Here is a 25,907-nt window from a genome sequence, read left to right as displayed (position 1 = left end):
TTCCGCCGCCGCGCCACTGGTTTCTGACTGTCCGTCAGTTTCCGTACGGGTGTCAAGACGCGGGGCCGACGCCCACCGCCGCGCCCCGCACGCACAGCTGCGCGGCGGGCCCCGAGGCACCGCCGCGCAAACTGTCACATCACCCCACAGAGCAGGCCCCGAGGATCACTCCCCAACGAGGCCCAGGCTCACCACAGTTCGCTGAAGTTGACGGCGACGTTGGCGTTCGACTGGTCGATGTCCGTGAACGCGGAGCCGTTCACCTGAGCCGTGTTGCTCTGGTTGGAGGCGCCGTTGCCGACCGCCTGCTGCTGAGTGGTCGAGGAGTTGCCGTTGTTGTCATCGCCGACACCGCTGCCGTTGACGACCGCAACACCCGCGTTCGATCCGTTGTCCGCGAACGAGCCGTTGTCGGCCATCGCGACACCCGAGAAGAGGGCGGCAGCCAGCGGCAGTGCGGCGACGGCGGCGAGGGCACGGGCGGTACGGATGCTTGCCATGTCTATTTCCTCCAGAACGGGAGGTGAGCTCCGGCCCCTGCCGGGCGCACCTGAAGTACGGCTTGTTCCAGGGCAGTTGGCCGACCGCCCCGGAGATCTGCACGACGTCGCGCATCCAGAGTTGCCCACCGAATCCCCGCCGAACCACCCCGGACGCCACTATTCCCCCGCAAGCGTGAGGACAAGTCGATAAACCCGCTTCGCTCCCTCAACGCCCCAGTTCACCACCCCCACCCCAGCCGATCCCAGACGCCGCAAGAGCTGAAGCGTTCCGGCAAACCCCGGCAAAAGGGGGCGCCGCCCCCATCCGGCCACCCTGCGCGCCTTCCCCTCTTCCCTTCATCGAACGCTAGTACGAAAATGGAGGCATGGCCCCCAGCGACCGCCATGCCGAAGACCGCCCCGCCCACGACGGCCCGTACGAACCGGCCGCCGAGCACCCGTCCGCCCACGAACCACGGACCTCAGAACCGGCGCCCCGCGCGCGGGCCCGCCACGCCGCCGAGCGCCACACCGCCACCCTCGCGCTGGCCCACGCCCTGTCCGCCGCCGAGCGGGGCCTCGCCGTCATCCCCCTGTCCCGCGGCAAGCTCCCCGCGCTGCGCTCGCCGCACCACGACGACCCGCACCCCCCGCCGTGCCACGGCGAGTGCGGACGCATGGGCCACGGCGTGTACGACGCGTCCACCGACCCGGTGCGCATCCGCGAGCTGTTCGCCGCGGCGCCCTGGGCCTCGGGCTACGGCATCGCGTGCGGCCTACCGCCGTACCACCTGATCGGCATCGACCTGGACACCAAGTCCGGCGCCGACGCCCCCGCCGCGCTGCGCGAGCTGGCGCTGCGGCACCTGTTCACCATCCCGGAGACCGTCGTCGTCACCACCCCCAGCGGCGGGCGCCACGTCTGGCTGTCCGGGCCGCCGGACGTCGTCGTGCCCAACTCGGCGGGCCGTCTGGCCCCCGGCATCGACATCCGGGGCGCGGGCGGCTATCTGGTCGGCCCCGGCTCGCGCACGGAGCAGGGCGTGTACAGCACCGTGCCGGGCACCGCCCACCTGCCCCCGGCCGCGTGCCCCGAGGCGCTCCTGCGGCTGCTCGTGCCCCCGCTCCGCCGACGCCCGAGTGCATCCCCGCGCGCGGGCGGACCCGAGGCCGCCCAACAGGGCCAGGGCCTGGTCCAGTTCGTCCTCGCCGCACACGAGGGCCAGCGCAACACCCGGCTCTTCTGGGCCGCTTGCCGCGCCTACGAGAACGGCCTGGGCGAAGCCCTCACCGCTCCCCTCACCGAAGCGGCCCTGCGCGTCGGCCTCACCCTCCGCGAGGCCCGCTCCACGATCGCCTCAGCGGCCCGCCTGACCGGCCACGCCTGACCCCACGCACGCGTGCGGCACGGCCCCGGGCCCCGAACACCCTCAGGGGCCGGTCCCCTCCCACGCGAAGGGGCGCCCGGATCTCTCCGGACGCCCCTTCGACGACTGGCCCTGGGCCAGCACCCGCGGTGGGTGTGGGATTTGAACCCACGGTGACTCGCGCCACGACGGTTTTCAAGACCGTTCCCTTAGGCCGCTCGGGCAACCCACCCCGCGCTGCCGCCGTGTGATCGGGCGGGCTTGCGCGGGGTCAAGAGTAGCGGGTCAGCTGTCGCCCTTGCGCTCGCCCAAGGTCACGTCGACCGTGTGCTCCTTGCCGTCGCGCTCGTAGGTGATCTTGACCTTGTCGCCGGGCTTGTGGGTCCAGATCTGGCCGATCAGGGTCGGGCCGCTGTCGATGACCGTGTCGTCGAGCTGCGTGATGACGTCACCGGACTTCAGGCCCGCCTTGGCCGCGGGGCCGTTCGGCTCGACCGCGGGGCCCGAGCCGGTGGCACCGCGGTCGGAGATCACCGCGCCGTCCGAGGCGTCGGCCAGGGAGACCGAGGCGCCGATCATCGGGTACGTGGGCTGGCCGGTCTTGATCAGCTGTTGCGCGACGTTCTTCGCCTGGTTCACCGGGATCGCGAAGCCGAGGCCGATGGAGCCGGACTGGCCGCCGCCGACGCCGCCCCCGCTGTCGGCGGGCTTGATGGCGGAGTTGATGCCGATGACGGCGCCGCGCGCGTCCAGGAGGGGCCCGCCGGAGTTGCCCGGGTTGATGGAGGCGTCGGTCTGCAGGGCGCTCATGTACGAGCTCTTGCTGCTGGCGCCGTCGCTGGACGTGACGGGGCGGTTCTTCGCGCTGACGATGCCCGTCGTGACCGTGTTGGACAGGCCGAAGGGGGCGCCGATCGCGATGGTGGAGTCGCCGACGGCGACCTTGTCGGAGTCGGCGAGCGCGAGCGGGCGCAGGTTCGCCGGCTTGTTCTTGAGCTTGATGACCGCCACGTCGTACCCCTGCGCGCGGCCGACCACCTCGGCGTCGTACTTCTTGCCGTTCGAGAACGTGGCCGACAGCTTGCCGCCCTCGGCGGCCGAGGCCACCACGTGGTTGTTCGTGAGGATGTGGCCTTCCTTGTCGTACACGAAGCCGGTGCCCGTGCCGCCCTCGCCGCTGCCGCTCTGGGCCTCCAGGGTGACCACGCTCGGCAGCGCCCTGCTCGCGATGCCCGCGACCGAGCCCGGCTCGCGCTTGAGGTCGGCGGGGGCGTCCGAGGCGGAGACCGTCGTGGAGTCCGTACTGCTGTCGTCGTTGCGGTCCGCCGCCCAGTAGCCGATGCCGCCTCCCACGCCGCCCGCGACGAGGGCCGCCGCGAGCACGGCCGCGACCAGACCGCCGCTGCGGCGGCCGCCCGGCTTGGGCGCGGACGGCTGCTCGGCTGTCCAGGAGGAACCCCATCCGGAGCCCCCACCCTGCGTGTACGACGGCACGGCGGGCGGCGGGGGCGGCGGCCAGGAGCCGCCCGACGCGGCCCCGGGCGCGGGGGCCTGGGCGTGCGCGGCCGCCATGTGGGCGTACGGGTCCGGGATCTGGGGCGCGGGCGCCGACGGCGCTGCGGGCGCCTGAGGCTGGGCCTGCGCGGCGTCCTGCGGCGCCTGCTCGGGTGCGGGCGCCGCGGTGGGCTCATGGGCGGGCGCGGAGGCGGGCTCCGGCCTCGCGGACGCCTCCGGTGCGGGAGGGGCGGCGGGAGCAGCGGGAGTGTCCACCGGCACAGGAGGTGCGGACGGGGCCGGGGGGACCGCAGTGCCCTCGTTCTCGGTGCTCACAGCTTTCTTCTCCTCGGTCCACGCTGTCGTACTCGGTCACGGCCAAAGATCGGCCCGGGGCGGCACAGGTCGGGTACCCGATCAACCGTTCAGTCGTCCCAGTCAGCTTTTCCCATGGGCTGTCAGGCCACCATAAGCCGACGCTGTGCGTTCACGACGGGCGAAACCGCCGCATTCGGAAAGCCCCGGAAGGCTCATCCGAAGGTTCACAGCCGAGTCACAGAGCCACCTGAAGGCAGCGTGAGAGGAATCTGAGAAAGACCGCCCCCGGGCTGCCGGTCCTCGCCCTCCCGGGGCTGCCGGTCCTCGCCCCCGGGGCCGCCCGTCCTCGCCCCCCCGGGTCGCCGGTCCGCACCCCCAGGGGCCACGACACCCCTCGCTCCCGACCCGCCACAGCCCGCGCGCCCCGGCCCCGCGGGCCCCCGCCCCCGGACGGTGGCACCATGACGCGGTGACCCACGCACGACAGCACCTCATCCAGGTCGTCGCCCACCGAGGGGCCTCCGAGGACGCCCCGGAGCACACACTGGCCGCCTACAAGAAGGCCGTCGAGGACGGCGCGGACGCCCTCGAATGCGATGTCCGGCTCACCGCGGACGGGCACCTGGTCTGCGTCCACGACCGCCGCGTCAACCGCACGTCGAACGGCCGCGGCGCCGTCTCCGCCCTGGAGCTCGCCGAGCTGGCCGCGCTCGACTTCGGCTCGTGGAAGAACCGCGAACAGGGCCCGTACGCCGAGGACCCCGACTGGGAGGAGGGCCCGGCCCCGGAGGACACCTCGGTCCTCACCCTGGAGCGCCTCCTGGAGCTCGTGGCCGAAAACAACGCCTCCGGGCGTCGCCTTCAGCTCGCCATCGAGACCAAGCACCCCACGCGCTGGGCGGGCCAGGTCGAGGAGCGGCTGCTGCACCTCCTGAAGCGCTTCGGTCTGGACACGCCCTCTCCGGAGGAGCCCTCCCCGGTGCGGGTGATGAGCTTCTCGGCGCGGTCGCTGCAACGCGTCCGCGCCGCGTCGCCGACCCTGCCGACCGTTTACCTGATGCAGTTCGTCTCGCCGCGCCACCGCGACGGACGGCTGCCCCAGGGGGTGCGCGTCGCGGGACCGAGCATGCGGATCATCCGCAGCCACCCCGGGTACGTCGCCAAACTCAAGCGGGCGGGCCACCAGGTCCACGTGTGGACCGTGAACGAGCCCCAGGACGTCGAACTCTGTGCCCGTCTGGGCGTCGACGCCATCATCACCAACCGCCCGAAGCAGGTTCTGTCCCAACTGGGCCGCGACTAACTTTCGTTACGGGGTGTGCACCGGCGCGTTCGGTCCGTATTCGATCGTGACGAGTGCGTCACCATCCCGGTGTTGGCCGGTTTCCGGTCCAGTCCATTGGGGCATCCACTCCGTGGCGTGGGGCAAAGGAGGTCTCGGGGGTGGCGTTTGTGGTGGCACGGGAAGTGCCCACGTCGTCGAGCATGGCCGTACCCCATGGTCCTGCGGGCGTGGGGGAAGCCAGACACCGGATGCGCGATCAGCTTCGCGTCAGCGGGGTGTCGGAGTCGGTCATCGACGACGCCGTACTGATCCTTTCCGAACTGCTCAGTAATGCCTGCCGACACGGCAGACCACTGGGCAGTGGGCTGCACGACAGCCCGAAGGGCGGTGACGGCAGCGGCGACGGAGACGTGCGCGCCGCCTGGCAGGTCGACAAGGCGGGACGCCTGACGGTCGAGGTGACGGACGGCGGCGGCCCGACCCGCCCGGTTCCGGCCACGCCGTCGGTCACCGCCCACGGCGGCCGCGGGCTGAACATCATCACGGCCCTCGCCGATGCCTGGGGAGTACGGGACGACGCCCGCGGCGAGGTCACGGTCTGGGCCCTCGTGCACGCCGGGCACCGCGCCGAGGACTTCGCTACGCGCGTCGCCGCCCCGTCGGCCTCCGCGATAGCCGAGCTGGGCTTCTCGGACCCGTTCGACGACGTGGACTGAAGCCCGACGCCAGCCCGACGGCAGCCCGCGACGGCGACGGCCCGACGGCCCGACGGCGACAGCCCGACCACACTTCGACCACGTGGGCCGGAGTACGCGGACGCCGGACCGGAACCCGCCGCCGGACCGGGGCCGCACCCGAAGGCCACCGCGCCCCGCGGGCCCCCGCGCACACGCGCCGAGTCGCTCCCCCCTCAAACGGCTAGGCTCGCGCCCGTACGCAAGCGAGCCGTAACCGGGAGACACCCACGATGGCCAAGAAGCGCCCGCAGACGAAGGGCAAGCAGCCGCAGCTCAAGGACCACGAGGTCCCGGTGGTCGGCGCCAGGGAGCCCTGCCCCTGCGGTTCGGGCCGCCGCTACAAGGCCTGCCACGGCCGGGCCGCCGCGCACGCGGTCACCGAGCTGGTGCAGCGCCCCTTCGAGGGGCTGTCCGGCGAGTGCGACTGGGTGGCGCTGCGCGAACTGGTGCCCGCCGCCACGGTCGAGCTGACCCTGAAGGAGGGCCTGCCTGACGGCGTGCCCTCCGTGACACTCGCGACGGTCCTGCCGATGGCCTGGCCCGCGCTGCGCCGCGAGGACGGCTCGGTCCTGCTCGGCCTGCAGAACGACACCTCGTCCGGCGACATCAGCCGCGACCTCGCCGACACGCTGAGCCGCGCGCTCACCACGGAGCCGGGCCAGCCGGTGGCGGGCCGCAGGGCGCCCGCCGACGGGCCGCGCCTGCAGGACGTCCTCGACGACAAGGCGCCCTTCGCGCCCGTCGTGCACTCCGGCTTCGAGTTCTGGGTGCCGGACGCGGAGAACGCCACGGCGGAGGTCTCGGCCTCCCTGGAGCGGGCGAACGCCGCCGCCATCCCGACCGTCAAGCTGTCCGGCGTCGACGCGGCGTACTGGTGCGAGACGCCGGAGAAGAACCACCTGCGGTGGGTCATGCCGCACGCCGAGGAGGAGCTGCTCGACGCGCTCGCGCGCCTGCACGCCGCCGGTGCGTCGAGCCTCGGCGAGGGCACCCGCCTGGTCGGGTCCTTCCGCGCGCACGGCCTGACCGTGCCGGTGTGGGACCTGCCGAGCGGCATGGAGGCGCAGGACGTCGAGAAGCCCGCGGCCGAGTTCGCCGAGCGGCTCGCGGCGGCGCTCGCGGCCACGGAGCCGCTGTCCGCGGAGGAGCGGCGCGCCCGCGGCGGCCTCACCAACCGCCAGGTCACTCTCAGCTGATCCACTTCCGTCGCCGCTCCACGCACGGTGCGGCACCGCGCGCGGGGACCTGTCCCCGTGCGCGGGAGCAGCGCCCCTCGCGCACGCTTCCCGGACCTCACGATGGCCCTCCCACCGGCGCGTCGCCAAGCCCCGGGGCTCGTCCACGGATGACATTCGGCTGAGGTCCCGCGCCGGATTTCGAACAGGTGGGTGGTGCCGGGCGCCGGGGAGCGGTCTGGGGACCTCGTCCCGTCACGCGTTCTTAACCGGGTGAGTGCGCCGGGTGACCGGGCGGAGCCCGCGCAGGCGCCTCACCTCTGTCTCCCTGACCCACGGGCCAGCCGGAGCGAACACGTGACTCCTGTCACAACTCCCCATGGGCGCAGGTGAATCCCTGTCCGGATAACTGAGATCGAATTTGCCAAGCGCGGATCTCTTGTTACCGTTCAGGTAGCCCGGTTGCTGGTGCATCCCCCGTCGCCAGCAACCGGGCGTTTCCATGCCCGGGCAGAAGTTACGCGCTCAACTGCCTTGTGGCCCGGCGGAGTTGCTGCCCGAGCGCAGCAGCAGGGCGCCGCCGCTCTCACTCGCGAACTCCGCGACCGCCGTGTAGCGCGCCGCGGCCCCCAATGTGCGCTCCCTAGGGGTGTCGCACGCCCCCGGCTCGTCCCCCGCGCCCACCGCGCAGTACATCTGCACCGTGCGCCCCCTGGGGCCCATCACACTCAGTACGGCTTCCAGGGCCTCACCGGTGACATTGCGGTAGTAGGTGCGCGCCCAGGTGTCCGCTCCCTGGGTCAGGACGCAGGTCTGGGCCTCGACGCCGTCGGGCGAGGAGAGTTCGGGGCCGCAGCGGGAGAGCGTGTCGGGCTGGGGCGCGGCGTCGGCGGCGGCCCGCGCGGCGCCAGGGCCGTCAGCGGAGCCGGGGCCGCCCGAGCCCTCGGCCCCGTGCGGCCGGAGCGGCGGCTCGGCCCGGGAGGCCCCGCGGGCCCCGGCCTCCGGCACCGAGGTGCCCGGCTCCGGGGGCCGCGCTCCCGCGCGCCCCGGACCGGCGGGCGCCTTGGCGTCGTCGAACACCGGCCCCGCGGCCGCCCCGGCGAGGGGCAGCAGCGCGGCGACGGCCACGATGCCCAGGAGCGCGAGCAGGCGGGGGTTCATGGCCGGGCGCGGGTGCATGCGCCGAAGATAACGACCCCGGGCGCCCGGCCCGGCGCCGCGCGCCCAATTCCCTTAGAACTCGGGCGCGCTCACACCCGTATGAGTGAGCGCGTCGACCACCGCGTCCACGACGGCCTCCACGTCGGGCACCCAGGGGGCGGCGGAGCCGGGCAGGGGTGCCCGCTCCCAGCGCGCCTGCCCCTGGCCCGTCTCGGACGGGGGCAGCGGGATGTACCCGCCCTCTCCGTGGAAGCGCAGGGAGCCGGGCACCCGGTCCTTGGCGTACAGGAGCTCGCCCAACTGCTCCATGGAGTACGGCGCTACGAGGACGAAGCAGCGGGCCGGCGTGGCCACGACGGGGCCGAGGCGGATGCCCGCGAGTTCGAGCGCGGCGAGGGCACGCGCGCCGGCGCCCGCGGGCAGGCTCACGGCGCACGGGGCGCGCCCGCCGGTGGCGAGGAGGATGGGTGCGCCGGGCCGGTTGGTCCACCACCAGCGGACCATGCGCTCGTCGGTGGTGGCGGCGAGGAGCCCCGGGTCGAGCGGGTGGGCGCCTGGAACGACGCACTCCGGGTCGGGGCAGGCGCACCGGGCCGGGCCGCCGCGGGCGGCGTCACGCTGGGCGACCGACAGCTCCGGCCGCTCGTCGGCCGCTCCCCGCTGCGCGGCGCGCGGCCCCCGCTTCGCACCCCGCTTGCCGGTCCTTCTGGCACTCTTGCCGCCACGCGTGTCGCCCTGCCGCTCGCCAGGCCCGGCGTGCCCGTCGAGTCCGGCGATGCCGTCGAGGAGCTGCCTGCTCTGCCCTTCGATACCGACACCGGGCAGCACGGGCCAGCGCCATGCTGTCGCGAAGGTCAGGGCCGCACCGATCAGAGAGGGACTCTGGTCAGACTTCCTACCGATTCGCCAGGACAGGAGCCTGCGTCGCCTTCCGAGGATCTCGCGCATGAGCGCTCGTTCCTTTCCGTTACACGCAGAGGGACACTTCGGGCCACATCACACCATGTGTGGATCTCTATCGCTGTGTACGAGGTGCGCGTACAAGGAGCATGCAAGGTGCGTACAAGCTGGCGCGTCACACCCCAGCCTGCGGCATGGGGAACCCCTATGGGCCGAGCGTTGACGTGGCGTGGGGTGGCGGCGCCTGGCGTTTGCCGTCCCGCGTTCTGCTTGCCCCCGGTGCCACGGGACGATGGGGCACGGTCGCCGTGGGTTAAGACGTCCGGGTCCGGCGACAGGTTCCGGGCGTCGCGCAACTGCCCTGGTCCAGTCCCGAGCCACCACTTGAATCCGTACCCAGCACGGCCGCTGTGACGCTCCTTCGAACAATGTCAGTCGACCGCAATATGGCGTTCCCTGCAACACTTTTGAGCCAAGTTATCAAGATCATTTTCAGTTCACAGAATTCTCCCGCAGCGCACTGGACACCAGGAATCCCCGCAGGACAATGCTGGACATCCCCTCTCCAGTGCGTGTAGATGTGGAGACATTGCTGGCGGCGCAGAATGACAGGGGGTTTGCGATGCTATTGAGCAATACGCACTGGCCGGAAAGCGGTCAGCCATGAACGCCCCGCACCTGCCGAAAGTGGCCGGAATCGATTCCACTGTTCCCCCACCGGCGCACACTGCCCCGCCCGCCGCGCCCGTCCCGGAAGCCCCCGGCGCCCCCGGCGCGCTGATCCAGGACCGCCTGGCCGGCTGGGTCTCCGACCTCACCACGCTGCACGAACTCACCGAGCGCCTGTCCCGCACCGCCACCCTGGACGAGGCCCTGAACGAAGTGCTCCGCGCCGGTGCCGCCCTCGTCGGCGCCCGCCGCGGCCTCGTCGTCGTGGAGCCCGCCGACGGCCTCGGCCCCGACACCACCGTCGGCCTCGGCTTCGCCCGCGCCGACCTCGGATATCTGGAGACGGTGCCGCGCGCCGCCACCGCGTACGGACGGCTCCTGGAGGCGAGCGCAGCGGGCACCCCGCTCGCGGAGATCACCGAGATCGCGCAGCCGGACCTCTTCGCCGACGAGGCCTTCGACCCGCGCCACCGCGAGGTCGCCCACCGCCTCGGCTACGCGGCGAGCTACGCGCTGCCCCTGGCCACCGAGGCGACCGGCGGCGTCGGCGCGGCCGTCTGGCTGTACGACGAGCCCGCCGAACCGGCGCCGCGCCGACGCCATCTGATCGGCCTGTACGTCCGCTACGCCGCCGAGCACCTGGCCCGCCTCGTCGAGCTCAGCCGCGCCCGCACCACCGTGGCGACCCTGCGCGAGGAGCTGCTGCCCTCGCGTCTGTCCCGGGTCGCGGGCGTGCAGCTGGCCGCGCGGCACCGCGCCGGGGCGCGCGGCGGCGGCGACTGGTACGACGCGCTGCCGCTGCCCGACGCGGCGCTCGGCCTCTCGGTGGGCTCGGTCACCGGGTCGGGGCCGAGCGCGGTCGCCGCGATGGGCCGCCTGCGCGCGAGCCTGCGGGCGTACGCGGTGATGGAGGGCGAGGACCCCGTCGCCGTCCTGTCCGACCTGGAGCTGCTGCTGCGCCTGACGGAGCCCGCGCGCTCGGCGACGGCCCTGTTCGCGTACTGCGAACCCGCGCTGCGCAAGGTCGTCCTCGCCGGGGCCGGGCACAGCCCGCCGCTGCTCGTCGGGGAGCGGCGCACGGAGTTCGTGGAGACCTCCCTGTCCGCGCCGCTCGGCATGCTCGCCTGCTGGGAGGCGCCGAGCGTGGAGATCCGCCCGGAGCCCGGCGAGACCCTGCTGCTCTACACCGACGGTCTGCTGCACCGCACCGGCGACGCCATGGACCGGGCGTTCGCGCGCCTGCACGCGGCGGCGGCGAGCGTGCCGAAGGCCGCGCGTGAGGATCCGGGAGCGGTCGCCGACCACGTCCTGCGGACCGTGCTGCCCGAGGGGATCGACAGCGCCGCCGGACGCGACGAGGACGTGGTGCTGCTCGCGGCCCGCTTCGAATAGGCCACCCTCCGGTCGCTGTCCCGGTTGATGTTCTGATGCGCACACCCCGGGCTCCGCGTGACCTCCCGACTGCGCACTGTAAGGGTCCTTCTGCCTCTGGACCCCCTTCCTTACCGCCGTACGATGAGGAGGCCCGTTGTCGTACATAGGAGGCAGACCGTGTCGGACGCTCTCAACCCGGAGACCCCGGAAGCTGAGGACGAAGAGCCGATCAAGCAGCGGAAGAACGGCCTGTACCCGGGTGTCTCCGACGAGCTCGCCGAGAACATGAAGTCCGGCTGGGCCGACACCGAGCTGCGTGACCTCGAGCCGGTGGCCCAGGCCGAGCACACCGCCGCCCGCCGTGCCGCACTGTCCGCGCGCTTCCCCGGCGAGCGCCTGGTGATCCCCGCGGGCAACCTGAAGACCCGGTCGAACGACACGGAGTACGCCTTCCGCGCCTCCGTCGAGTACGCGTACCTCACCGGCAACCAGACGGAGGACGGCGTCCTCGTCCTGGAGCCCACGCGCGAGGGCCACGAGGCGACGATCTACCTGCTGCCGCGCTCCAACCGCGAGAACGGCGAGTTCTGGCTCGACGGCCAGGGCGAGCTGTGGGTCGGCCGCCGGAACTCGCTGACCGAGGCCGAGAAGCTGTACGGCGTCCCCGCGTCGGACGTGCGCGAGCTGACGGGCCTGCTGAGCGAGGCCACCGGTCCCGTCCGCGTCGTGCGCGGCTACGACGCCGGGATCGAGGCGGCCCTGACCGACAAGGTCACCGCCGAGCGCGACGAGGAGCTGCGGGTCTTCCTCTCCGAGCAGCGCCTGGTCAAGGACGAGTTCGAGGTCGGCGAGCTGCAGAAGGCCGTGGACTCCACGGTGCGCGGCTTCGAGGACGTCGTGAAGGTCCTCGACAAGGCCGAGGCGACGAGCGAGCGCTACATCGAAGGCACGTTCTTCCTGCGCGCCCGCGTCGAGGGCAACGACATCGGCTACGGCTCCATCTGCGCCGCGGGCCCGCACGCCACCACCCTGCACTGGGTGCGCAACGACGGCCCGGTCCGCTCCGGCGACCTGCTCCTGCTCGACGCGGGCGTGGAGACGCACACGTACTACACGGCGGACATCACCCGCACGCTGCCGATCAACGGCCGGTTCAGCGAGCTGCAGAAGACCATCTACGACGCCGTGTACGAGGCCCAGGAGGCCGGTATCGCGGCGGTGAAGCCGGGCGCGAAGTACCGCGACTTCCACGACGCCGCGCAGCGCGTGCTCGCCGAGAAGCTGGTCGAGTGGGGCCTCGTCGAGGGCCCGGTCGAGCGCGTCCTCGAACTCGGTCTGCAGCGCCGCTGGACGCTGCACGGCACCGGCCACATGCTCGGCATGGACGTCCACGACTGCGCCGCCGCGCGCACCGAGACGTACGTGGACGGCACCCTTGAGCCCGGCATGTGCCTGACGGTCGAGCCCGGTCTGTACTTCCAGGCGGACGACCTGACCGTGCCGGAGGAGTACCGCGGCATCGGCGTGCGCATCGAGGACGACATCCTCGTCACGGAGGACGGCAACCGGAACCTGTCCGCCGCGCTGCCGCGCCGCGCGGACGAGGTCGAGGCGTGGATGGCCCAGCTCAAGGGCTGAGGCCCGTCCTCGCCCGGCCGATCGCACCGCGCACTCGTCCTCGAACGCCGGGCGGGGCTGGATTCCCCAGCCCCGCCCGGCGTGTTCCGTTGGGGGTGCGCCCCGAAGGGGCGCGGGGAACTGCGCGACCAGCCACGACGCACCCGCAGGCCGGTGCAGGCGGGCGCCGGGGCTCAGCCCTGGCGCTCGTCCGTGCCAGCGACCTTGGCCGTGGCCAGGGCGATCCGGTTCCACGTGTTGATCGTGAAGATCAGGGACAGGACCTGGGCCAGCTCGGCCTCGTCGAAGTGGGCGGCGGCCTCCGCGTAGACGGCGTCGGGGACGCCCGCGTCGGCGAGGCGGGTGACCGCGTCGGTCAACGCGAGCGCCGCCTGCTCCTTGGCCGTGAAGAAGTTCCTGGCCTCGCGCCAGACGGCCACCATGTGCAGCCGGTCCTCGCTCTCGCCCGCCTTGCGCGCGTCGTTGGTGTGCATGTGCAGGCAGTACGCGCAGCCGTTGAGGTGCGAGGCGCGGATCTGGACCAGCTCGACCAGGGCCGGGTCGAGGCCGTCGCGGGCGGCGGCGTCCAGGCCGATGACGGCCTTGAAGACCTTCGGGGCGACCTTGGCGAAGTTGAGGCGGGGGGCGTGGGCGGCGGTGGCGGCGGACCCGGCGACTGCGGGCGTGGTGGCGGCGTTCGGCGCGGCGGCGGACGGCGTGGTGGCGGCGTTCGGCGCGGCGGCGGACGGCGTGGTGGCGGCGTTCGGCGCGGCGGCGGACGGCGTGGCGGTGGGCGCGGTGACTGCGGTGTTGTTCGTCATGACCATGAATCTACGAGCTTCAAAGACCATGGATAGGGTGCACTTCCATGGCGGAATCATGGGTCAATTCGTCGGGGCGCATCGGCGCTGACCTGCACCTGGACCTCTCCGGCCGCGGCAGCCGCCGCGCCGCCCTGATCGGTGCCCTGCGCGAGGCGGTGCGCTCCGGGCGGCTCGCCCCGGGCACCCGCCTGCCGCCGTACCGCTCCCTGGCCGCCGACCTCGGGATCGCCCGCAACACCGTCGCCAACGCGTACGCGGAGCTGGTCGCCGAGGGCTGGCTGACCGCACGCCAGGGCTCGGGCACGCGGGTCGCCGAGCGGGTCGCACCACCCCCGCGCGTACGCGTACCCAAGCGCGCCCCCACCGGGGACGCGCCCCCCGCGCACAACCTGGTCCAGGGCCAGCCGGACGCCGGTTCCTTCCCGCGCACGGCCTGGCTCGCCGCCGCCCGGCGGGCCCTGACCGCCGCGCCCACCGAGGCGTTCGGGCCCGGCGACCCGCGCGGCCGGGTCGAGCTGCGGCGCGCCCTCGCCGACTATCTGGCGCGCTCACGCGGGGTGCGGACCGACCCGGAGCGGATCGTGGTGTGCTCCGGCTTCGCGCACGCCCTGCGGCTCCTCTTCGGCACGGGCACCGGCGGAGTGCTGCGCGGCCCCCTCGCCGTGGAGGCGTACGGGCTCGGTTTCCACCGCTCCCTGCTCGACACGGCCAAGGTGCGCCCGGTGCCGCTGTCCCTCGACGAACACGGCGCCCGCGTCGAGGAGTTGTCGGACGTCCCCGGACCGGTCCGTGGAGTGCTGCTCACGCCCGCGCACCAGTTCCCGACGGGCGGGCCGCTGCACCCCGCGCGCCGCACCGCCGTCGTCGACTGGGCCCGCACGCGCGCGGGGCTGATCCTGGAGGACGACTACGACGGGGAGTTCCGCTACGACCGCGAGCCCGTCGGCGCCCTCCAGGGGCTCGACCCCGAACGGGTCGTGTACATCGGCTCGGTGAGCAAGAGCCTGTCCCCGGCCGTGCGGCTCGGCTGGATGGTCCTGCCCGAGCACCTCGTGGACGCCGTCGTCACCGCCAAGGGCCAACGGGAGGCGTGGGCCAGCGTCCTCGACCAGCTCACGCTCGCCGAGCTCATCGAGTCCGGGCAGTACGACCGCCACGTCCGCCGCATGCGGCAGCACTACCGGCGCCGCCGCGACCAGCTCGTCGCCGCGCTCGCCGAACGCGCCCCGCACATCACCGTCACCGGCATCGCGGCGGGGCTGCACGCCGTGCTCCACCTGCCGCCCGGCACCGAGGCGTCCGCCGTGAAGGCCGCCGCGTGGCACGGCGTGGGCCTGGAGGGGCTCGCCGACTACCGGCATCCGCAGGCGACGGGGGCGGCCCCCGACGGGCTCGTCGTCGGCTACGCGACGCCCTCCGAGCACGCGTACACGGCGGCGATCGAGGCCCTGTGCCGGGCGCTTCCGCCCGCCCCCGACCACGCAACGGACGCGGACGAGCGGCCGTACATGAACGGCGTATGAAGCCTCGCACCCCGTTCTGAGCTGCCGAAATAACCACCCGTTGGCGATGGTTGGGATCTGACACGCCCCTCACGAAGGGGCGTACGCCAACAGACCTCATCAACCACATACGGGGGAGCAGCGATGACGAACAAGGCCACTGGGGAACGCACGGAACAGATCACGTTCGCGATCGGCGGCGACCTGCCAGTGCGCCGCATCGGCTACGGCGCGATGCGGCTCACGGCGGCGCCCGACCCCGCCGACGGCGAGCCGGGCGCGGGCCACGTGTGGAAGCCGCCGACGGACCGCGCCGCCGCTGCCGCCGTGCTGCGCAAGGCCGTCGGCCTCGGCGTGAACCTGATCGACACGGCCGACTCGTACATGATCGGCGGCGGCGAGGAGCTGATCGCCGACGCGCTGCACCCCTACGCCGACGACCTGACGATCGCCACGAAGGTCGGTGTCGTCCGCCCGTCGGCGACCGAGTGGGTGCCGCTCGGGCACCCGGCCTACCTGCGCCAGCAGGCCGAACTGAGCCTGCGCCGCCTGCGCGTGGAGCGGCTCGACCTGCTCCAGCTGCACCGGCTCGACGACGCCTATCCGCTCGCCGACCAGATCGGCGCCCTCAAGCAGCTGCGCGACGAGGGCAAGGTGCGGCACATCGGCCTGTCCGAGGTCGGCGTGGAGCAGCTGCGCGAGGCGTCCGCGATCACGCCGATCGCCAGCGTGCAGAACCTGTACAACCTGGCCGACCGGCAGCACGAGGCCGTCGTCGACTACGCCACCGAGCAGGGCATCGCGTTCCTGCCGTTCTTCCCCGTGGCGATGGGCGCTCACGCCCGGGCGGGCGGCGTGGTCGCGGAGGTGGCGGCGGAGCTCGGCGCGACCACCGCCCAGACGGCCCTCGCCTGGCTGCTGCGGCGCTCCCCCGTGATCGTGCCGATCCCCGGTACGACGTCGGTGGGGCACCTGGAGGAGAACGTACGGGCCCTGGACGTGGAGCTGTCCGACGAGCAGTTCGCCCGGCTCTCCGGGGTGGCCGAGGCGTCCGCCTAGGCCTCCGCCGCCGTGAGCTGGTACAGCTCGGGCACGGAGACCTTGATGGGCTCCTGAGTGGTGCGCGCGATCACCACGACGACCGGCTCGTCCGGGTCGGGGTGCTCCTCCCGGTGCGGGACGAACGGGGGGACGAGCAGGAAGTCGCCGGGGCCCGCCTCGATCCGGACTTCCTGCTCGCCGTCGTGGAAGACGAACACCGGGTGGCCGCTGACTACGTAGATGCCCGCTTCGGACTCGCCGTGGTGGTGGTTGTCGGTCGAGCTCATCGGCTCGTGTTCCACGAGGCCCATCCACAGCTTCCGGGAGCCGACGGTGCCACCGCTGAGGGCGGTGTAGCCGTCGAGCTCTCCGGCGCGGACGTGGTGGACGCGGTTGTTCGGCGGCGTGGCCTGGGGCGTGGTCTCGGGCGTGTTCTGGGGCGTGGCCTGCGTGGACACCGGGGGGCCTCCTGACGTTTCGAGCGCCTTCTGGACTGGCACCAGACTGCGATCGCCGCATCGGGAGCGGCAACTGTTGTTGCCGTAACGGCAAGTCGACCGAGGTGTTCCCCTGGTGGGCGCCGGGGGCCTACCAGGGGCGGGGGCCGGGGGCCTACCGGGAGTCGGGGGTCTTCTGCGCCTCGTCGTACGCCTCCCGGGCCGCCGCTATCGCCGGGCGGTGGGCTATCGACCAGTCGGCGAGGGACTTGATGAGGTGGGTCATGCTGTGGCCCATCTCCGTCAGCTCGTACTCGACCTGCGGCGGGATCGTCGGGTGCACCGTCCGCTTCACCAGGCCGTCCCGCTCCAGGCGGCGCACCGTCAGCGTGAGCATGCGCTGCGAGATGCCGCCGTGGATGCGGCGCTGGAGCTCTTTGAACCGCAGCACGCCGCCCGCCAGTTCGACCACGACGTACACCGACCACTTGTCGCCGAGGCGGTCCAGGACGTCCCTGACCCCGCACTCGTCCTGCGGTGTCTCGCACGCGACCACGGGCTCGCCGACCAGCGCCTTGAGCGCCGCCGCGGGCGCTTCCCCCGAATCCGGCGCTGTCGCGGGCGCCTTCCCCCAATCCGGCGCCGCCGCGGGCGCCTTCCCCGAAACCGGCGGCGCCGCGGGCGCTTGCCCGGAAACCTCGGCCGCCGTGGCCTCGGGAGTGGTTACCGCCGTGTGCCCCACTGACATCAAAGTGCCTCCTTACGTGCTCCCCCGCCATCGCTCACGATGGTCACGTACCGAGTGCACAGCACCTCTCGCACCGGTCGTCACCCAGTCCAACTGCTCTTCTCGGGGGATCGTTCCCATGCTGCTCGTCACCGGCGCCACCGGCGCACTCGGCCGACTCATCACCGCGAAGCTCGCGGACCGCGCGGACACGCCCTTCGTCGTCGGCACCCGCACTCCCGCGCCCGGTCAGCGCCGCGTCGACTTCGACGACCCGGATTCCCTGGACTTCACCGGCGTGGACACGCTCCTCGTGATCTCCGCGGGCGCCGCCGAGGACGACGTCGTCATCGCCCGGCACGAGGCCGTCGTCACCGCCGCCGAGAAGTCCGGCGTCGGCCACCTCGTCTACACCAGCCTGAGCGGCGACGGCGACCATCTGACGTACGCGCTCGCCCACCGCTGGACCGAGCGCAGACTGCGCCGCTCCTCCCTGAACTGGACGGTGCTGCGCAACGGCCTGTACGCGGAGTTCCTCGCCGCCGTGGCCGCGCCGGGCCCGGACGGGACGATAGCCGCGCCGCTCGGTGACGGACGGCTCGCCGCGGTCGCCCGCGAGGATCTGGCCGAGGTCGCCGTCCGCGTGGCCACGGCCCCCGCCGCCCACGCCGGGCGCACCTACGAGCTCGTCGGCGAAGAGCCCCTCGGCGGCGCCGACTTGGCCGCGGCGACCGGCGGTTCGTACGAGCCCGGCGGGCTGGAGGCGACCCGCGCCGCGATCACCGCGTCCGGTCAGGCCCTGCCCTTCCAGGTGCCGATGCTCCTCAGCACGTACGCGTCCATAGCGGGCGGCTTCCTCGACGGCAGCTCCATAGCGGACAACGCCCTGCGGGACCTCCTGGGCCGCGCCCCGCGCTCCGCCCTCGACACCTATGCGGCGGCGGTCCGGGGCTGAGCCGCGGGGCCAACCGGGGCTGTCCGGGGCCGAGCCCCGGGGCCGGGCCGCGGGCGGCTCACACGGCCGCCAGCGGGGCGCCCTCGCGCCACTTGAGGATCTTGTCGAAGCTGATCACCGCGCCGCCGTCGCGGCCCGGCCTGTTGCCGAAGTGCACGTCGTCGGCGAGCTCCCGGATGAGGCACAGGCCACGGCCGCTCTCGGCGACCTCGGAAGGCGGCGCGGGCGCCGAGGGCGGGGCCTGGGTCCGGGACTGGCGCGAGGCCGGGGCGGCCTGCGTGCCCGCGCGGCGGCGGGTGCGGCGGCCCCGCCCGGTACCCCTTCTGCCCTTCGTCCTCGTGGCGGGAGTGTTCGCGGCGCTCATGAAGACCCGGCCCGGCGGCAGGCCCGGGCCGGAGTCGGAGACCTCGATGCGGCACTTCTCGCCGTCGAGATAGGCGGTGACGCGGTACGCACCCGTCGCGGCGCCCGTCGCGCCACCGTGCTCCACCGCGTTCGCACAGGCCTCGGTGAGCGCGAGCGACAGGTCGTACGAGACGTCCGGGTCCACCCCGGCCGTCTCCATCGTGCCGATGAGCAGGCGCCTCGCGAGCGGGACGCTCGCGGCTTCGCGCCGCAAATGGAGGGACCACCAGATGCTCATGCTTCAGCCTCCTGGCATGCTCCAGCCCTCTGGCCGCGGCTCGACATACCGATACGTATTGCCGCCAGCGCCCCGGGATAAGCGCCCAGTTGACGTGACGCCGCCCATACGGCGGACGCGGCGAGGGCTGTGTCCGGTGTAGCGGGACATACCGCTGCGCCTACCCGGCACGGGGGCCGTGGATGCGCGGAGCCCCTCCCATCAGGGTCTTCCCGGCACTTACGGATCATTTCGGGTGATTCCGTCGCCTTGTGGCATGGACGGGAGCTTGCGGACCTGCCGTACGGGGCGGGGCGGCCCAGTGCGATGATGGCCCGGCCATGACTGCCCCCCACCAGCGCCAGGCGCGCGCCGGAGCCGACCTCCGACTGCTGCGGGCCGCGATGTTCGCCGCGGTGTGCCTCGTGCTGTCCGCCGGGGGCCATGTGCTCGCCTCCTGCGCCACCGTCCCGCTGTGGACGCTCGGCGCCGGGTTCCTCGCCGTGTTCGTGCTCGCGGTGCCCCTCGCCGGACGGGAGCGGTCGCTCCCGGGCATCGCCGGGGCGCTCGCGGTCGGGCAGCTCGGGCTGCACGCGCTGTTCGGGCTCGGCCAGCACGGCACGGCCATGGCCGCGGGCGGCACGGGCGGCGGTTCGCTCGTCGAGCGCGCGGCCCGCATCGTGTGCGGGGCGGGCGGGGCGACCATCACCCCCGTCCAGGCCCGGCAGATCCTGGAGACCGCGGGGCTCGACCCGTCCGGCGGCCACGGCGCGCACGCCCACGCCACCGGCGAGGCGGCGGCCGCGCAGTCCGCGATGGTCCCGGGCTCGGCGATGTCCCTCCTGCCGACGCTGCCGATGCTGCTCGCGCACGTGCTCGCGGCGGTGGCCGCGGGCTGGCTGCTGCGCCGCGGCGACGTGGCGCTCATGCGGCTCGTCCGGCTCTCCGCCCAGGGGGCTCAGGGGGTCGCCCAAGGGGCGCAATTGCGTTCCCTGCGCGCCGCCCTCGCTCTGGTGCGCGCGCTGCGCGCCGGGCTTCCCGGTGCGGCGGAGCCGACCTCCGGTCCGGCGCGCGCGGCCCGTGCCCTCGTGCCGCCGAAGCTCCGGGCGGCCGCGCTCCAGCACACGGTGATCCGGCGCGGCCCGCCCGCGCCCACCGCGTTCTCGCTCGCCGCCTGACGCGGCCCGCTCCACGCGACACCTACGCGTACGCGCACGCAGTGACGTACGACGTACCGAGTGACGCACCGGCGTACGGACGTACTGCTGTCGGAGGGGTGCCGCTCGGCGCGCCCGCACGGGTGCGCGGCCAGTCGGCCCGCGCACCGCGTCCCCTTCCGCACACCTCACGTACGCACGGCCGTGCCTCCGCTCGTCGGGGGTCCCACGGGTCCCGCCACGACGGCCCGGCCGCCGCGCACTCCTGCCGAAACTGGAGCATTCCGCGATGACGACCCAGAAGTCCCCGAAGTCCGCCGTCCTCACCCGCGCCTGTGCCGTGGGCGGCGTCGCCGCCTCCGCCGTCCTGCTGCTGTCCGTGCCCGCCTTCGCGCACGTCAGCGTCACCCCCGAGGGCCAGGCGGCCAAGGGCGGCTACGCGACCGTCAACTTCAAGGTCCCGAACGAGCGCGACGACGCCTCGACGACCAAGCTGGAAGTCACCTTCCCCGCCGACCACCCGCTCGCGTCCGTGATGCCGCAGCCCGTGCCCGGCTGGAAGGCGAAGGTCACCAAGACCAAGCTCGACAAGCCGATCGAGATCCACGGCGAGAAGATCAACGAGGCCGTCTCCAAGGTCACCTGGACCGCCGACGGCAAGGGCGTGGAGCCCGGCTACTTCCAGAAGTTCCCGCTGTCCATCGGCCAGCTGCCCGAGGACGCCGACGAACTGGTCTTCAAGGCCCTGCAGACGTACGACAACAAGGAAGTCGTCCGCTGGATCGAGCCGCAGAAGGGTGACGAGGAGCCGGAGTACCCGGCGCCGACGCTCGCGCTGACCGCCGCGTCGGACGACCACCACGGCGCCTCCGCCGCCAAGGACGACAAGTCCGACGCCAAGTCCGGCGACGCCAAGCAGGAGACCGCGTCGGACGGCGACAGCAGCGACACCACCGCGCGCACCCTCGGCATCGTCGGCATCGTCGTCGGCGTGGCGGGGGTCGCCTTCGGCGTCGTCGCCCAGCGCCGCCGCGCCACCAGCTGAGGCGTCGCCGCCCAGGCCGCCCTCGGGACGCGCCGCCGCCGGACACCCGGCCCCGGCGCGTCCCGGCCCCCTCACATCTGGGACATTTTCGTATGCGCAAGTTGAGCAACCAGACCACCACGTCGGGCCCGAAGACCACGAAGAGGCGCGCGTTCGCCGGCGCGGCCCTGCTCGCCGCCGCGGGACTCACGCTGACCGCCTGCGGCGGGGACAACGGCGACAAGAAGGACAAGCCGATCGCCGACGTCTCCATGGAGGCGGAGTCGAAGCAAGCCGCGACCGTCCTCGACAAGCCGTTCAAGAAGCCGGACCTGGTCCTCACCGACACCCACGGCAAGAAGTACGACCTGCGCGAGCGGACCAAGGGCAAGCCGGTGCTGCTGTACTACGGCTACACCAACTGCCCCGACGTCTGTCCGCTGACGATGAGCAACATCGCCGTCGCCAAGAAGGACATGCTGCGCAAGAAGGCCGTCACCAAGGCGGAGCTCGACCAGCTCCAGGTCGTCTTCGTGACCACCGACCCCGAGCGGGACACGCCCAAGGAACTCGGCAAGTGGCTGAAGTCCCAGGACCCCGAGTTCATCGGCCTCACCGGTGACTTCCCGACCATCCAGGCCAGCGCCCGGACGGTCGGCATCAGCATCGAGCCGTCCAAGAAGCTCAAGAACAACAAGATCGAGTCGATGCACGGCACGCAGGTCATCGCCTTCTCCCCGAAGACCGACGCCGGATACGTCGTCTACAACGGCCAGGACACCCGCGCCGAGGAGTACGCGCAGGACCTCCCCAAGATCATCAAGGGACAGAACCCGTGAACCACCGCACCACCCGGCGCCGCCTCCTCACCGGCTGTGCCATAGCACTGACCGCGGGCCTCGCCCTGACCGGCTGCAACGACGACAAGGACGCCAAGGGGGCGAAGGACGCGTCCGACAAGCCCGAGCTGACGGTCAGCGGCGCCTACATCCCCGTCCCCGCCATGGACGACATGGCGGGCGGCTTCTTCACGCTCACCAACAAGGGCGCCGCCGACACGCTCACCTCGGCGTCCAGCCCGCTCGCGGGCAGCGTGACCCTGCACGCCACCAAGGGCAGCACGATGAAGGAGCAGAAGTCCTTCGCCGTGCCCGCGAACGGCGAACTCGTCTTCGCCCGCGGCGGCAACCACATCATGCTCGAGAAGCTGAAGCACAAGCCCAAGCTCGGCGACAAGGTGAAGATCACGCTCCGCTTCGAGAAGTCGGGCCCGATCACGGTCGAGATGCCGGTGAAGGAAGCGACGTACAACCCGAAGCCGGGCTCCGGAACGACGGACTCCCACAAGGCCGACAAGGGCGACACGGCTGACAAGGGCGACGCGGCCGACACGGGCAAGACCGGCTCCGGCGAGCCGGACTCCGGCAAGAAGACGCACTCCGGCGACCCGAAGACGCACTCCGAGCACGACCAGCACGCCACGGCCGACGCTTCCAAGGCCGATCAGCACGCCTCGCACTCGTCGCACGCCTCGCACTCGTCGCACTCGTCGCACTGAGGGGACTGAAGAGTTGATGCGGACCACCGCTCCCCGCCCGGGGCCGGACCTCGCCGGACTCGGGCGCCTGCTGCTCGTCGCCGCGGCCCTGGTCTCCGCCGTGCTCGGCGCCGTCCTCGCCACCGCGGCGCCCGCCGACGCGCACGCCGCGCTGACCGACAGCGATCCCAAGCGGGGGGCGGTGGTCGCCAAGGCACCCGACCAGGTGTCCCTGACCTTCTCCGAGAAGGTCGCCATGTCCGACGGCTCGGTACGGGTCCTCGACCCCGCGGGCAAGCGCGCCGACACCGGCAAGACGACCGACCTCGGCTCCACCACGTACGGCGTGAAGCTGAAGCCCGGTCTGCCCGACGGCACCTTCACCGTCGCCTACCAGGTCGTCTCCGCCGACAGCCACCCCATCGCCGGAGCCTTCACCTTCTCCATCGGCGCACCCTCCGACACCAAGGTCGCGCTGCCCGACCAGGAGGTCGGCGGCGGCCTCGTCGGCACGCTCTACGACACGGCGCGCTATCTCTCGTACGCCGGGTTCATCGTCGTCGTCGGCGGTGCCGCCTTCGTCCTCGGCTGCTGGCCGCGCGGCGCGGGCGTGCGGCCGCTCCAGCGCCTCGTCGTCTCCGGCTGGCTCACCCTGACCGGCGCCACCCTGGCCACGCTCCTGCTGCGCGCGCCCTACACCGGCTCCGGGAAGCTCGCCGACGCCTTCGACCTCGCGAAGCTGGGTGACGTCCTGCAGACCAAGACGGGCGCCGCGCTCGTCTCGCGGCTGCTGCTCCTCGCGGCCGCCGCCCTGTTCATCGCCGTCCTGTTCGGCGCGTACGACAAGCGCGAGGACCCCAAGGAGAAGCGGGACCTGGCCTTCGGCCTGGCCGTCGGCGGCGGGGTCGTCGCCATCGGCATCGCGGCGACCTGGGCGCTCGCCGAGCACGCCTCGACCGGCATCCAGGCGGGGCTCGCCATGCCCGTCGACGTGCTGCACCTGCTCGCCGTCGCCGTCTGGCTCGGCGGGGTCGTGGCGCTGCTGCTGTGTCTGTACCGGGCGCCGCTGATCGACGCGAGTGCCGTACGCCGCTTCTCCGCGGTGGCCTTCGGCAGCGTCGTCACCCTCGCCGGGACCGGGCTCTACCAGTCGTGGCGGCAGGTCGGTTCCTGGACCGCGCTCGTGGAGACCGACTACGGGCAGCTGCTCCTGATCAAGGTCGGGCTCGTCGTCGTCCTCGTCGGCATCGCCTCCGTGTCGCGCCGCTGGACCGGGCGCATCCTCGCCGAGGCGGGCGGCCTGGCACCCGAGGCGGCGGCGACGGCGGTCGTCGAACAGCGCACGTCCGCCACGCAGGCCACGTCGGCCACGAAGGCCAAGAACTCCACGGCCGCCAAGAGCGCGAGCAGCAAGAAGAAGAAGCCCGTCGCCGTCGCGCACAGCTCCAAGACCGGGGTGTCGGCGACGGTGGACACGGACGCCGGGACCGGCACCGGCACGTCCCCCGACAAGGCCAAGGACCAGGCCAAGGACAAGCCCGGTGACAAGGCAGGCGACAAGCCCGCCGGTGACGACAAGCGCGCCGCCCAGCTCGCCCGGCAGCGGGCCGCCGTGGACGCCGCCCGGGAGAAGCGGGTCCGCGACGCCGACCCGCACCGCTCCGGCCTGCGCCGCTCGGTGCTCGCCGAGGTCGGTGTCGCCGTCGTCCTGCTCGCCGTCACCACGGCCCTGACCACCACCGAGCCGGGGCGCACCGAGGAAGAGGCCAAGAACGCCACCTCGTCCGCGCCCCAGAGCGCCGGGCCCGTCAAGATCAAGATCCCGTTCGACACCGGCGGCCAGGACGGCAAGGGCACCGTGCGCCTCGAACTCGACCCCGGCCGCACCGGCAGCAACGACCTGCACGTGTACGCGACCCGTCCCAACGGCAGCGCCTTCGACATCCCCGAGGTGAAGATCGCCTTCACGCTCAAGGCCAAGGACGTCGGCCCCCTGCCGGTCACCCCCGACCGCATCGCCACCGGACACTGGAGCGCGAGCGGAGTGCAGATCCCCATGGCCGGCGACTGGAAGGTCGCGGTGACCGTCCGCACCTCCGACATCGACCAGGTCACCCTCGACAAGAACGTGCAGATCGGCTGAACCCCATGACGGACCACACCATTTCGCGACGGCGCCTGCTCGGTACGGCGGGCGCCACCGGCCTCGCACTCGGCGCGGCAGGCGGCGCGGCCGGATACGCGGCGGCGTCCTCGGGCTCGTCCGGCGGCTCGGAGACGACGGGCACGCCGCTGACGTCGCTCGGCGCCGATGAGGTGATGTTTCACGGGAAACATCAGCCCGGGATCACCACCCCCGTGCAGTCCTGTGGCCATCTGGTCGCCTTCGACCTCGCCCCGGGCTCCGGGCGCAAGGAGGCGGCGGCCCTGCTGCGCCGCTGGTCAGCGGTGGCGCAGCGGCTGATGGCGGGCAAGCCGGTGGAGGGCCGCGGCCGGGACACCGACATCGCACGCGACGCGGGACCTTCCTCGCTGACCGTCACCTTCGGCTTCGGCCACAGCTTCTTCGGCCGCACCGGTCTGGAGAAGCAGCGCCCGGCCGCCCTCGACCCGCTGCCGGAGTTCTCCTCCGACCGCCTCGACAAGGCCCGCGGCAACGGCGACCTGTGGGTGCAGATCGGCGCCAACGACTCCCTGGTCGCCTTCCACGCGCTGCGCGCCCTGCAGAACGAGACGGGCTCGGCGGCGCGGCTCCGCTGGCAGATGAACGGCTTCAACCGCTCGCCCGGCGCCACCGCCCGCCCCATGACGGCACGCAACCTCATGGGCCAGATCGACGGCACGAACAACCCGAAGCCGTCCGACGACGACTTCGACAAGCGGATCTTCGTGCCCGACAAGGCCGCCGACGCCGACCCCGCCTGGATGGCGGGCGGCTCGTACGCCGTCGTACGCCGCATCCGCATGCTCCTGGACGACTGGGAAGGGCTCTCCGCCAAGGCCCAGGAGGACGTCATCGGCCGCCGCAAGGCCGACGGCGCGCCGCTGACGGGCGGCACGGAGACCACCGAGATGGACCTAGAGAAGACGACCGCGGGCGGCGACCTCGTGGTCCCGCTCAACGCGCACGCCCGCATCAGCCGCCCCGACCAGAACGGGGGCGCCGCGATGCTGCGCCGCCCGTTCTCGTACCACGACGGCTTCACCGACAAGGGGGAGCCGGACGCGGGCCTGCTCTTCATCTGCTGGCAGGCCGACCCGCTGCGCGGCTTCGTCCCGGTGCAGCGCAAGCTCGACCGGGGCGACGCCCTGTCGAAGTTCATCCGGCACGAGTCGAGCGGGGTGTACGCGGTGCCGGGCGGGGCGGAAGCCGGTGGATACGTGGGGCAGGCGTTGCTGGAGGGCTGACCCGCGCCGGGCGGTGGCGGAGGGGCCGTCGGCGGCGGACGGTGGCGGAGGGGCCGTCGGCGGCGGACGGTGGCGGAGGGGCCGTCGGCGGCGG

Annotated in this window: 23 protein-coding genes and 1 tRNA gene; 15 read left to right on the top strand and 9 right to left on the bottom strand. The window is 72.9% G+C overall.

The window, feature by feature from the left end; all coding sequences use genetic code 11:
• Window positions 1-188: 188 nt before the first annotated feature.
• On the bottom strand, window positions 189-500 hold the full coding sequence (locus tag ACIG3E_RS06360) for a hypothetical protein (protein WP_138960620.1): 312 nt from the start codon (window positions 498-500) through the stop codon (window positions 189-191).
• Window positions 501-868: 368 nt separating this feature from the next.
• Between ACIG3E_RS06360 and ACIG3E_RS06355 the strand changes: the two genes are divergently transcribed.
• Entirely contained in the window at window positions 869-1,870 is a 1,002-nt protein-coding gene (locus ACIG3E_RS06355; RefSeq protein WP_399611947.1) for a bifunctional DNA primase/polymerase, read from the top strand.
• Between the two features lie 126 nt (window positions 1,871-1,996).
• On the opposite strand, the gene ACIG3E_RS06350 is transcribed toward ACIG3E_RS06355, so the two are convergent.
• Window positions 1,997-2,081 (bottom strand) — tRNA-Ser (locus tag ACIG3E_RS06350).
• Window positions 2,082-2,134: 53 nt separating this feature from the next.
• Window positions 2,135-3,679 (bottom strand): S1C family serine protease, encoded by a 1,545-nt coding sequence (locus ACIG3E_RS06345; RefSeq protein ID WP_399611945.1) that lies wholly within the window; start codon window positions 3,677-3,679, stop codon window positions 2,135-2,137.
• Between the two features lie 451 nt (window positions 3,680-4,130).
• Between ACIG3E_RS06345 and ACIG3E_RS06340 the strand changes: the two genes are divergently transcribed.
• The 3 genes from ACIG3E_RS06340 to ACIG3E_RS06330 all read left to right on the top strand — a co-directional run bounded on the left by ACIG3E_RS06340 (window position 4,131) and on the right by ACIG3E_RS06330 (window position 6,879).
• Complete coding sequence (locus tag ACIG3E_RS06340) at window positions 4,131-4,964, top strand: glycerophosphodiester phosphodiesterase (RefSeq protein ID WP_399611942.1); 834 nt, start codon at window positions 4,131-4,133, stop codon at window positions 4,962-4,964.
• A gap of 53 nt (window positions 4,965-5,017) precedes the next feature.
• A complete protein-coding gene (locus ACIG3E_RS06335) occupies window positions 5,018-5,662 on the top strand; it encodes an ATP-binding protein (RefSeq protein ID WP_399611938.1) in 645 nt (214 codons plus the stop codon).
• A 251-nt stretch (window positions 5,663-5,913) separates the two neighbouring features.
• Window positions 5,914-6,879 (top strand): DUF5926 family protein, encoded by a 966-nt coding sequence (locus ACIG3E_RS06330; RefSeq protein ID WP_399611935.1) that lies wholly within the window; start codon window positions 5,914-5,916, stop codon window positions 6,877-6,879.
• Between the two features lie 504 nt (window positions 6,880-7,383).
• Here the strand turns inward: ACIG3E_RS06330 and ACIG3E_RS06325 are convergent.
• Together ACIG3E_RS06325 and ACIG3E_RS06320 are read right to left on the bottom strand one after the other, a co-directional pair.
• A complete protein-coding gene (locus ACIG3E_RS06325) occupies window positions 7,384-8,037 on the bottom strand; it encodes a hypothetical protein (RefSeq protein WP_399611932.1) in 654 nt (217 codons plus the stop codon).
• Window positions 8,038-8,091: 54 nt separating this feature from the next.
• Window positions 8,092-8,652: a bifunctional DNA primase/polymerase gene (locus ACIG3E_RS06320; protein WP_399612188.1), complete on the bottom strand. Its 561-nt coding sequence runs from the start codon at window positions 8,650-8,652 to the stop codon at window positions 8,092-8,094.
• 930 nt (window positions 8,653-9,582) lie between these two features.
• Between ACIG3E_RS06320 and ACIG3E_RS06315 the strand changes: the two genes are divergently transcribed.
• Entirely contained in the window at window positions 9,583-10,980 is a 1,398-nt protein-coding gene (locus tag ACIG3E_RS06315; protein WP_399611930.1) for a PP2C family protein-serine/threonine phosphatase, read from the top strand.
• A 123-nt stretch (window positions 10,981-11,103) separates the two neighbouring features.
• Window positions 11,104-12,600: an aminopeptidase P family protein gene (locus tag ACIG3E_RS06310; RefSeq protein ID WP_399611927.1), complete on the top strand. Its 1,497-nt coding sequence runs from the start codon at window positions 11,104-11,106 to the stop codon at window positions 12,598-12,600.
• Window positions 12,601-12,773: 173 nt separating this feature from the next.
• Here ACIG3E_RS06310 and ACIG3E_RS06305 read toward each other — a convergent pair whose 3' ends face one another.
• Window positions 12,774-13,406 carry a carboxymuconolactone decarboxylase family protein gene (locus ACIG3E_RS06305; RefSeq protein WP_399611925.1) on the bottom strand — a complete coding sequence of 211 codons (633 nt, stop codon included), beginning with the start codon at window positions 13,404-13,406 and terminating at the stop codon, window positions 12,774-12,776.
• A 41-nt stretch (window positions 13,407-13,447) separates the two neighbouring features.
• Here ACIG3E_RS06305 and ACIG3E_RS06300 point away from each other — a divergent pair, with 41 nt between their 5' ends.
• On the top strand, window positions 13,448-14,926 hold the full coding sequence (locus ACIG3E_RS06300; RefSeq protein ID WP_399611922.1) for a PLP-dependent aminotransferase family protein: 1,479 nt from the start codon (window positions 13,448-13,450) through the stop codon (window positions 14,924-14,926).
• A 123-nt stretch (window positions 14,927-15,049) separates the two neighbouring features.
• The gene (locus ACIG3E_RS06295; RefSeq protein WP_399611919.1) at window positions 15,050-15,964 is read left to right on the top strand and encodes an aldo/keto reductase; all 915 of its coding nucleotides are present in this window, start codon (window positions 15,050-15,052) and stop codon (window positions 15,962-15,964) included.
• On the opposite strand, the gene ACIG3E_RS06290 is transcribed toward ACIG3E_RS06295, so the two are convergent.
• Together ACIG3E_RS06290 and ACIG3E_RS06285 are read right to left on the bottom strand one after the other, a co-directional pair.
• Complete coding sequence (locus ACIG3E_RS06290; protein ID WP_399611917.1) at window positions 15,961-16,404, bottom strand: cupin domain-containing protein; 444 nt, start codon at window positions 16,402-16,404, stop codon at window positions 15,961-15,963. The two genes, ACIG3E_RS06295 and ACIG3E_RS06290, sit on opposite strands and share 4 nt — an antisense overlap.
• Window positions 16,405-16,558: 154 nt before the next feature.
• A complete protein-coding gene (locus ACIG3E_RS06285; RefSeq protein WP_399612186.1) occupies window positions 16,559-16,954 on the bottom strand; it encodes a winged helix-turn-helix transcriptional regulator in 396 nt (131 codons plus the stop codon).
• Between the two features lie 295 nt (window positions 16,955-17,249).
• On the opposite strand from ACIG3E_RS06285, the gene ACIG3E_RS06280 reads away from it, so the two are divergent.
• The gene (locus ACIG3E_RS06280) at window positions 17,250-18,065 is read left to right on the top strand and encodes an NAD(P)H-binding protein (protein WP_399611914.1); all 816 of its coding nucleotides are present in this window, start codon (window positions 17,250-17,252) and stop codon (window positions 18,063-18,065) included.
• Between the two features lie 58 nt (window positions 18,066-18,123).
• Here the strand turns inward: ACIG3E_RS06280 and ACIG3E_RS06275 are convergent, their stop codons facing one another.
• A complete protein-coding gene (locus ACIG3E_RS06275; RefSeq protein WP_399611911.1) occupies window positions 18,124-18,708 on the bottom strand; it encodes an ATP-binding protein in 585 nt (194 codons plus the stop codon).
• Window positions 18,709-19,028: 320 nt separating this feature from the next.
• Here ACIG3E_RS06275 and ACIG3E_RS06270 point away from each other — a divergent pair, with 320 nt between their 5' ends.
• The 6 genes from ACIG3E_RS06270 (at window position 19,029) to efeB (ending at window position 25,813) form a co-directional block, all read left to right on the top strand.
• Window positions 19,029-19,865: a hypothetical protein gene (locus ACIG3E_RS06270; RefSeq protein ID WP_399611908.1), complete on the top strand. Its 837-nt coding sequence runs from the start codon at window positions 19,029-19,031 to the stop codon at window positions 19,863-19,865.
• A gap of 268 nt (window positions 19,866-20,133) precedes the next feature.
• Window positions 20,134-20,889, top strand: a complete 756-nt coding sequence (locus ACIG3E_RS06265; protein WP_399611906.1) for a YcnI family protein — start codon at window positions 20,134-20,136, stop codon at window positions 20,887-20,889.
• Between the two features lie 92 nt (window positions 20,890-20,981).
• The gene (locus tag ACIG3E_RS06260; RefSeq protein ID WP_399611903.1) at window positions 20,982-21,707 is read left to right on the top strand and encodes an SCO family protein; all 726 of its coding nucleotides are present in this window, start codon (window positions 20,982-20,984) and stop codon (window positions 21,705-21,707) included.
• Window positions 21,704-22,426: a copper chaperone PCu(A)C gene (locus tag ACIG3E_RS06255; RefSeq protein WP_399611900.1), complete on the top strand. Its 723-nt coding sequence runs from the start codon at window positions 21,704-21,706 to the stop codon at window positions 22,424-22,426. Before ACIG3E_RS06260 ends, ACIG3E_RS06255 begins: the two co-directional genes overlap by 4 nt.
• Before the next feature lie 16 nt (window positions 22,427-22,442).
• Window positions 22,443-24,548 (top strand): copper resistance CopC/CopD family protein, encoded by a 2,106-nt coding sequence (locus ACIG3E_RS06250; protein ID WP_399611897.1) that lies wholly within the window; start codon window positions 22,443-22,445, stop codon window positions 24,546-24,548.
• 5 nt (window positions 24,549-24,553) lie between these two features.
• Window positions 24,554-25,813, top strand: a complete 1,260-nt coding sequence (gene efeB / locus ACIG3E_RS06245; RefSeq protein WP_399611895.1) for an iron uptake transporter deferrochelatase/peroxidase subunit — start codon at window positions 24,554-24,556, stop codon at window positions 25,811-25,813.
• Window positions 25,814-25,907: the final 94 nt, after the last annotated feature.

This window comes from Streptomyces sp. NPDC053474, from assembly GCF_044544845.1.
Lineage (GTDB): Bacteria > Actinomycetota > Actinomycetes > Streptomycetales > Streptomycetaceae > Streptomyces.
The sequence above is the reverse complement of the archived record's forward strand: the minus strand, read 5'-3'. Positions and strand labels throughout refer to the sequence as shown.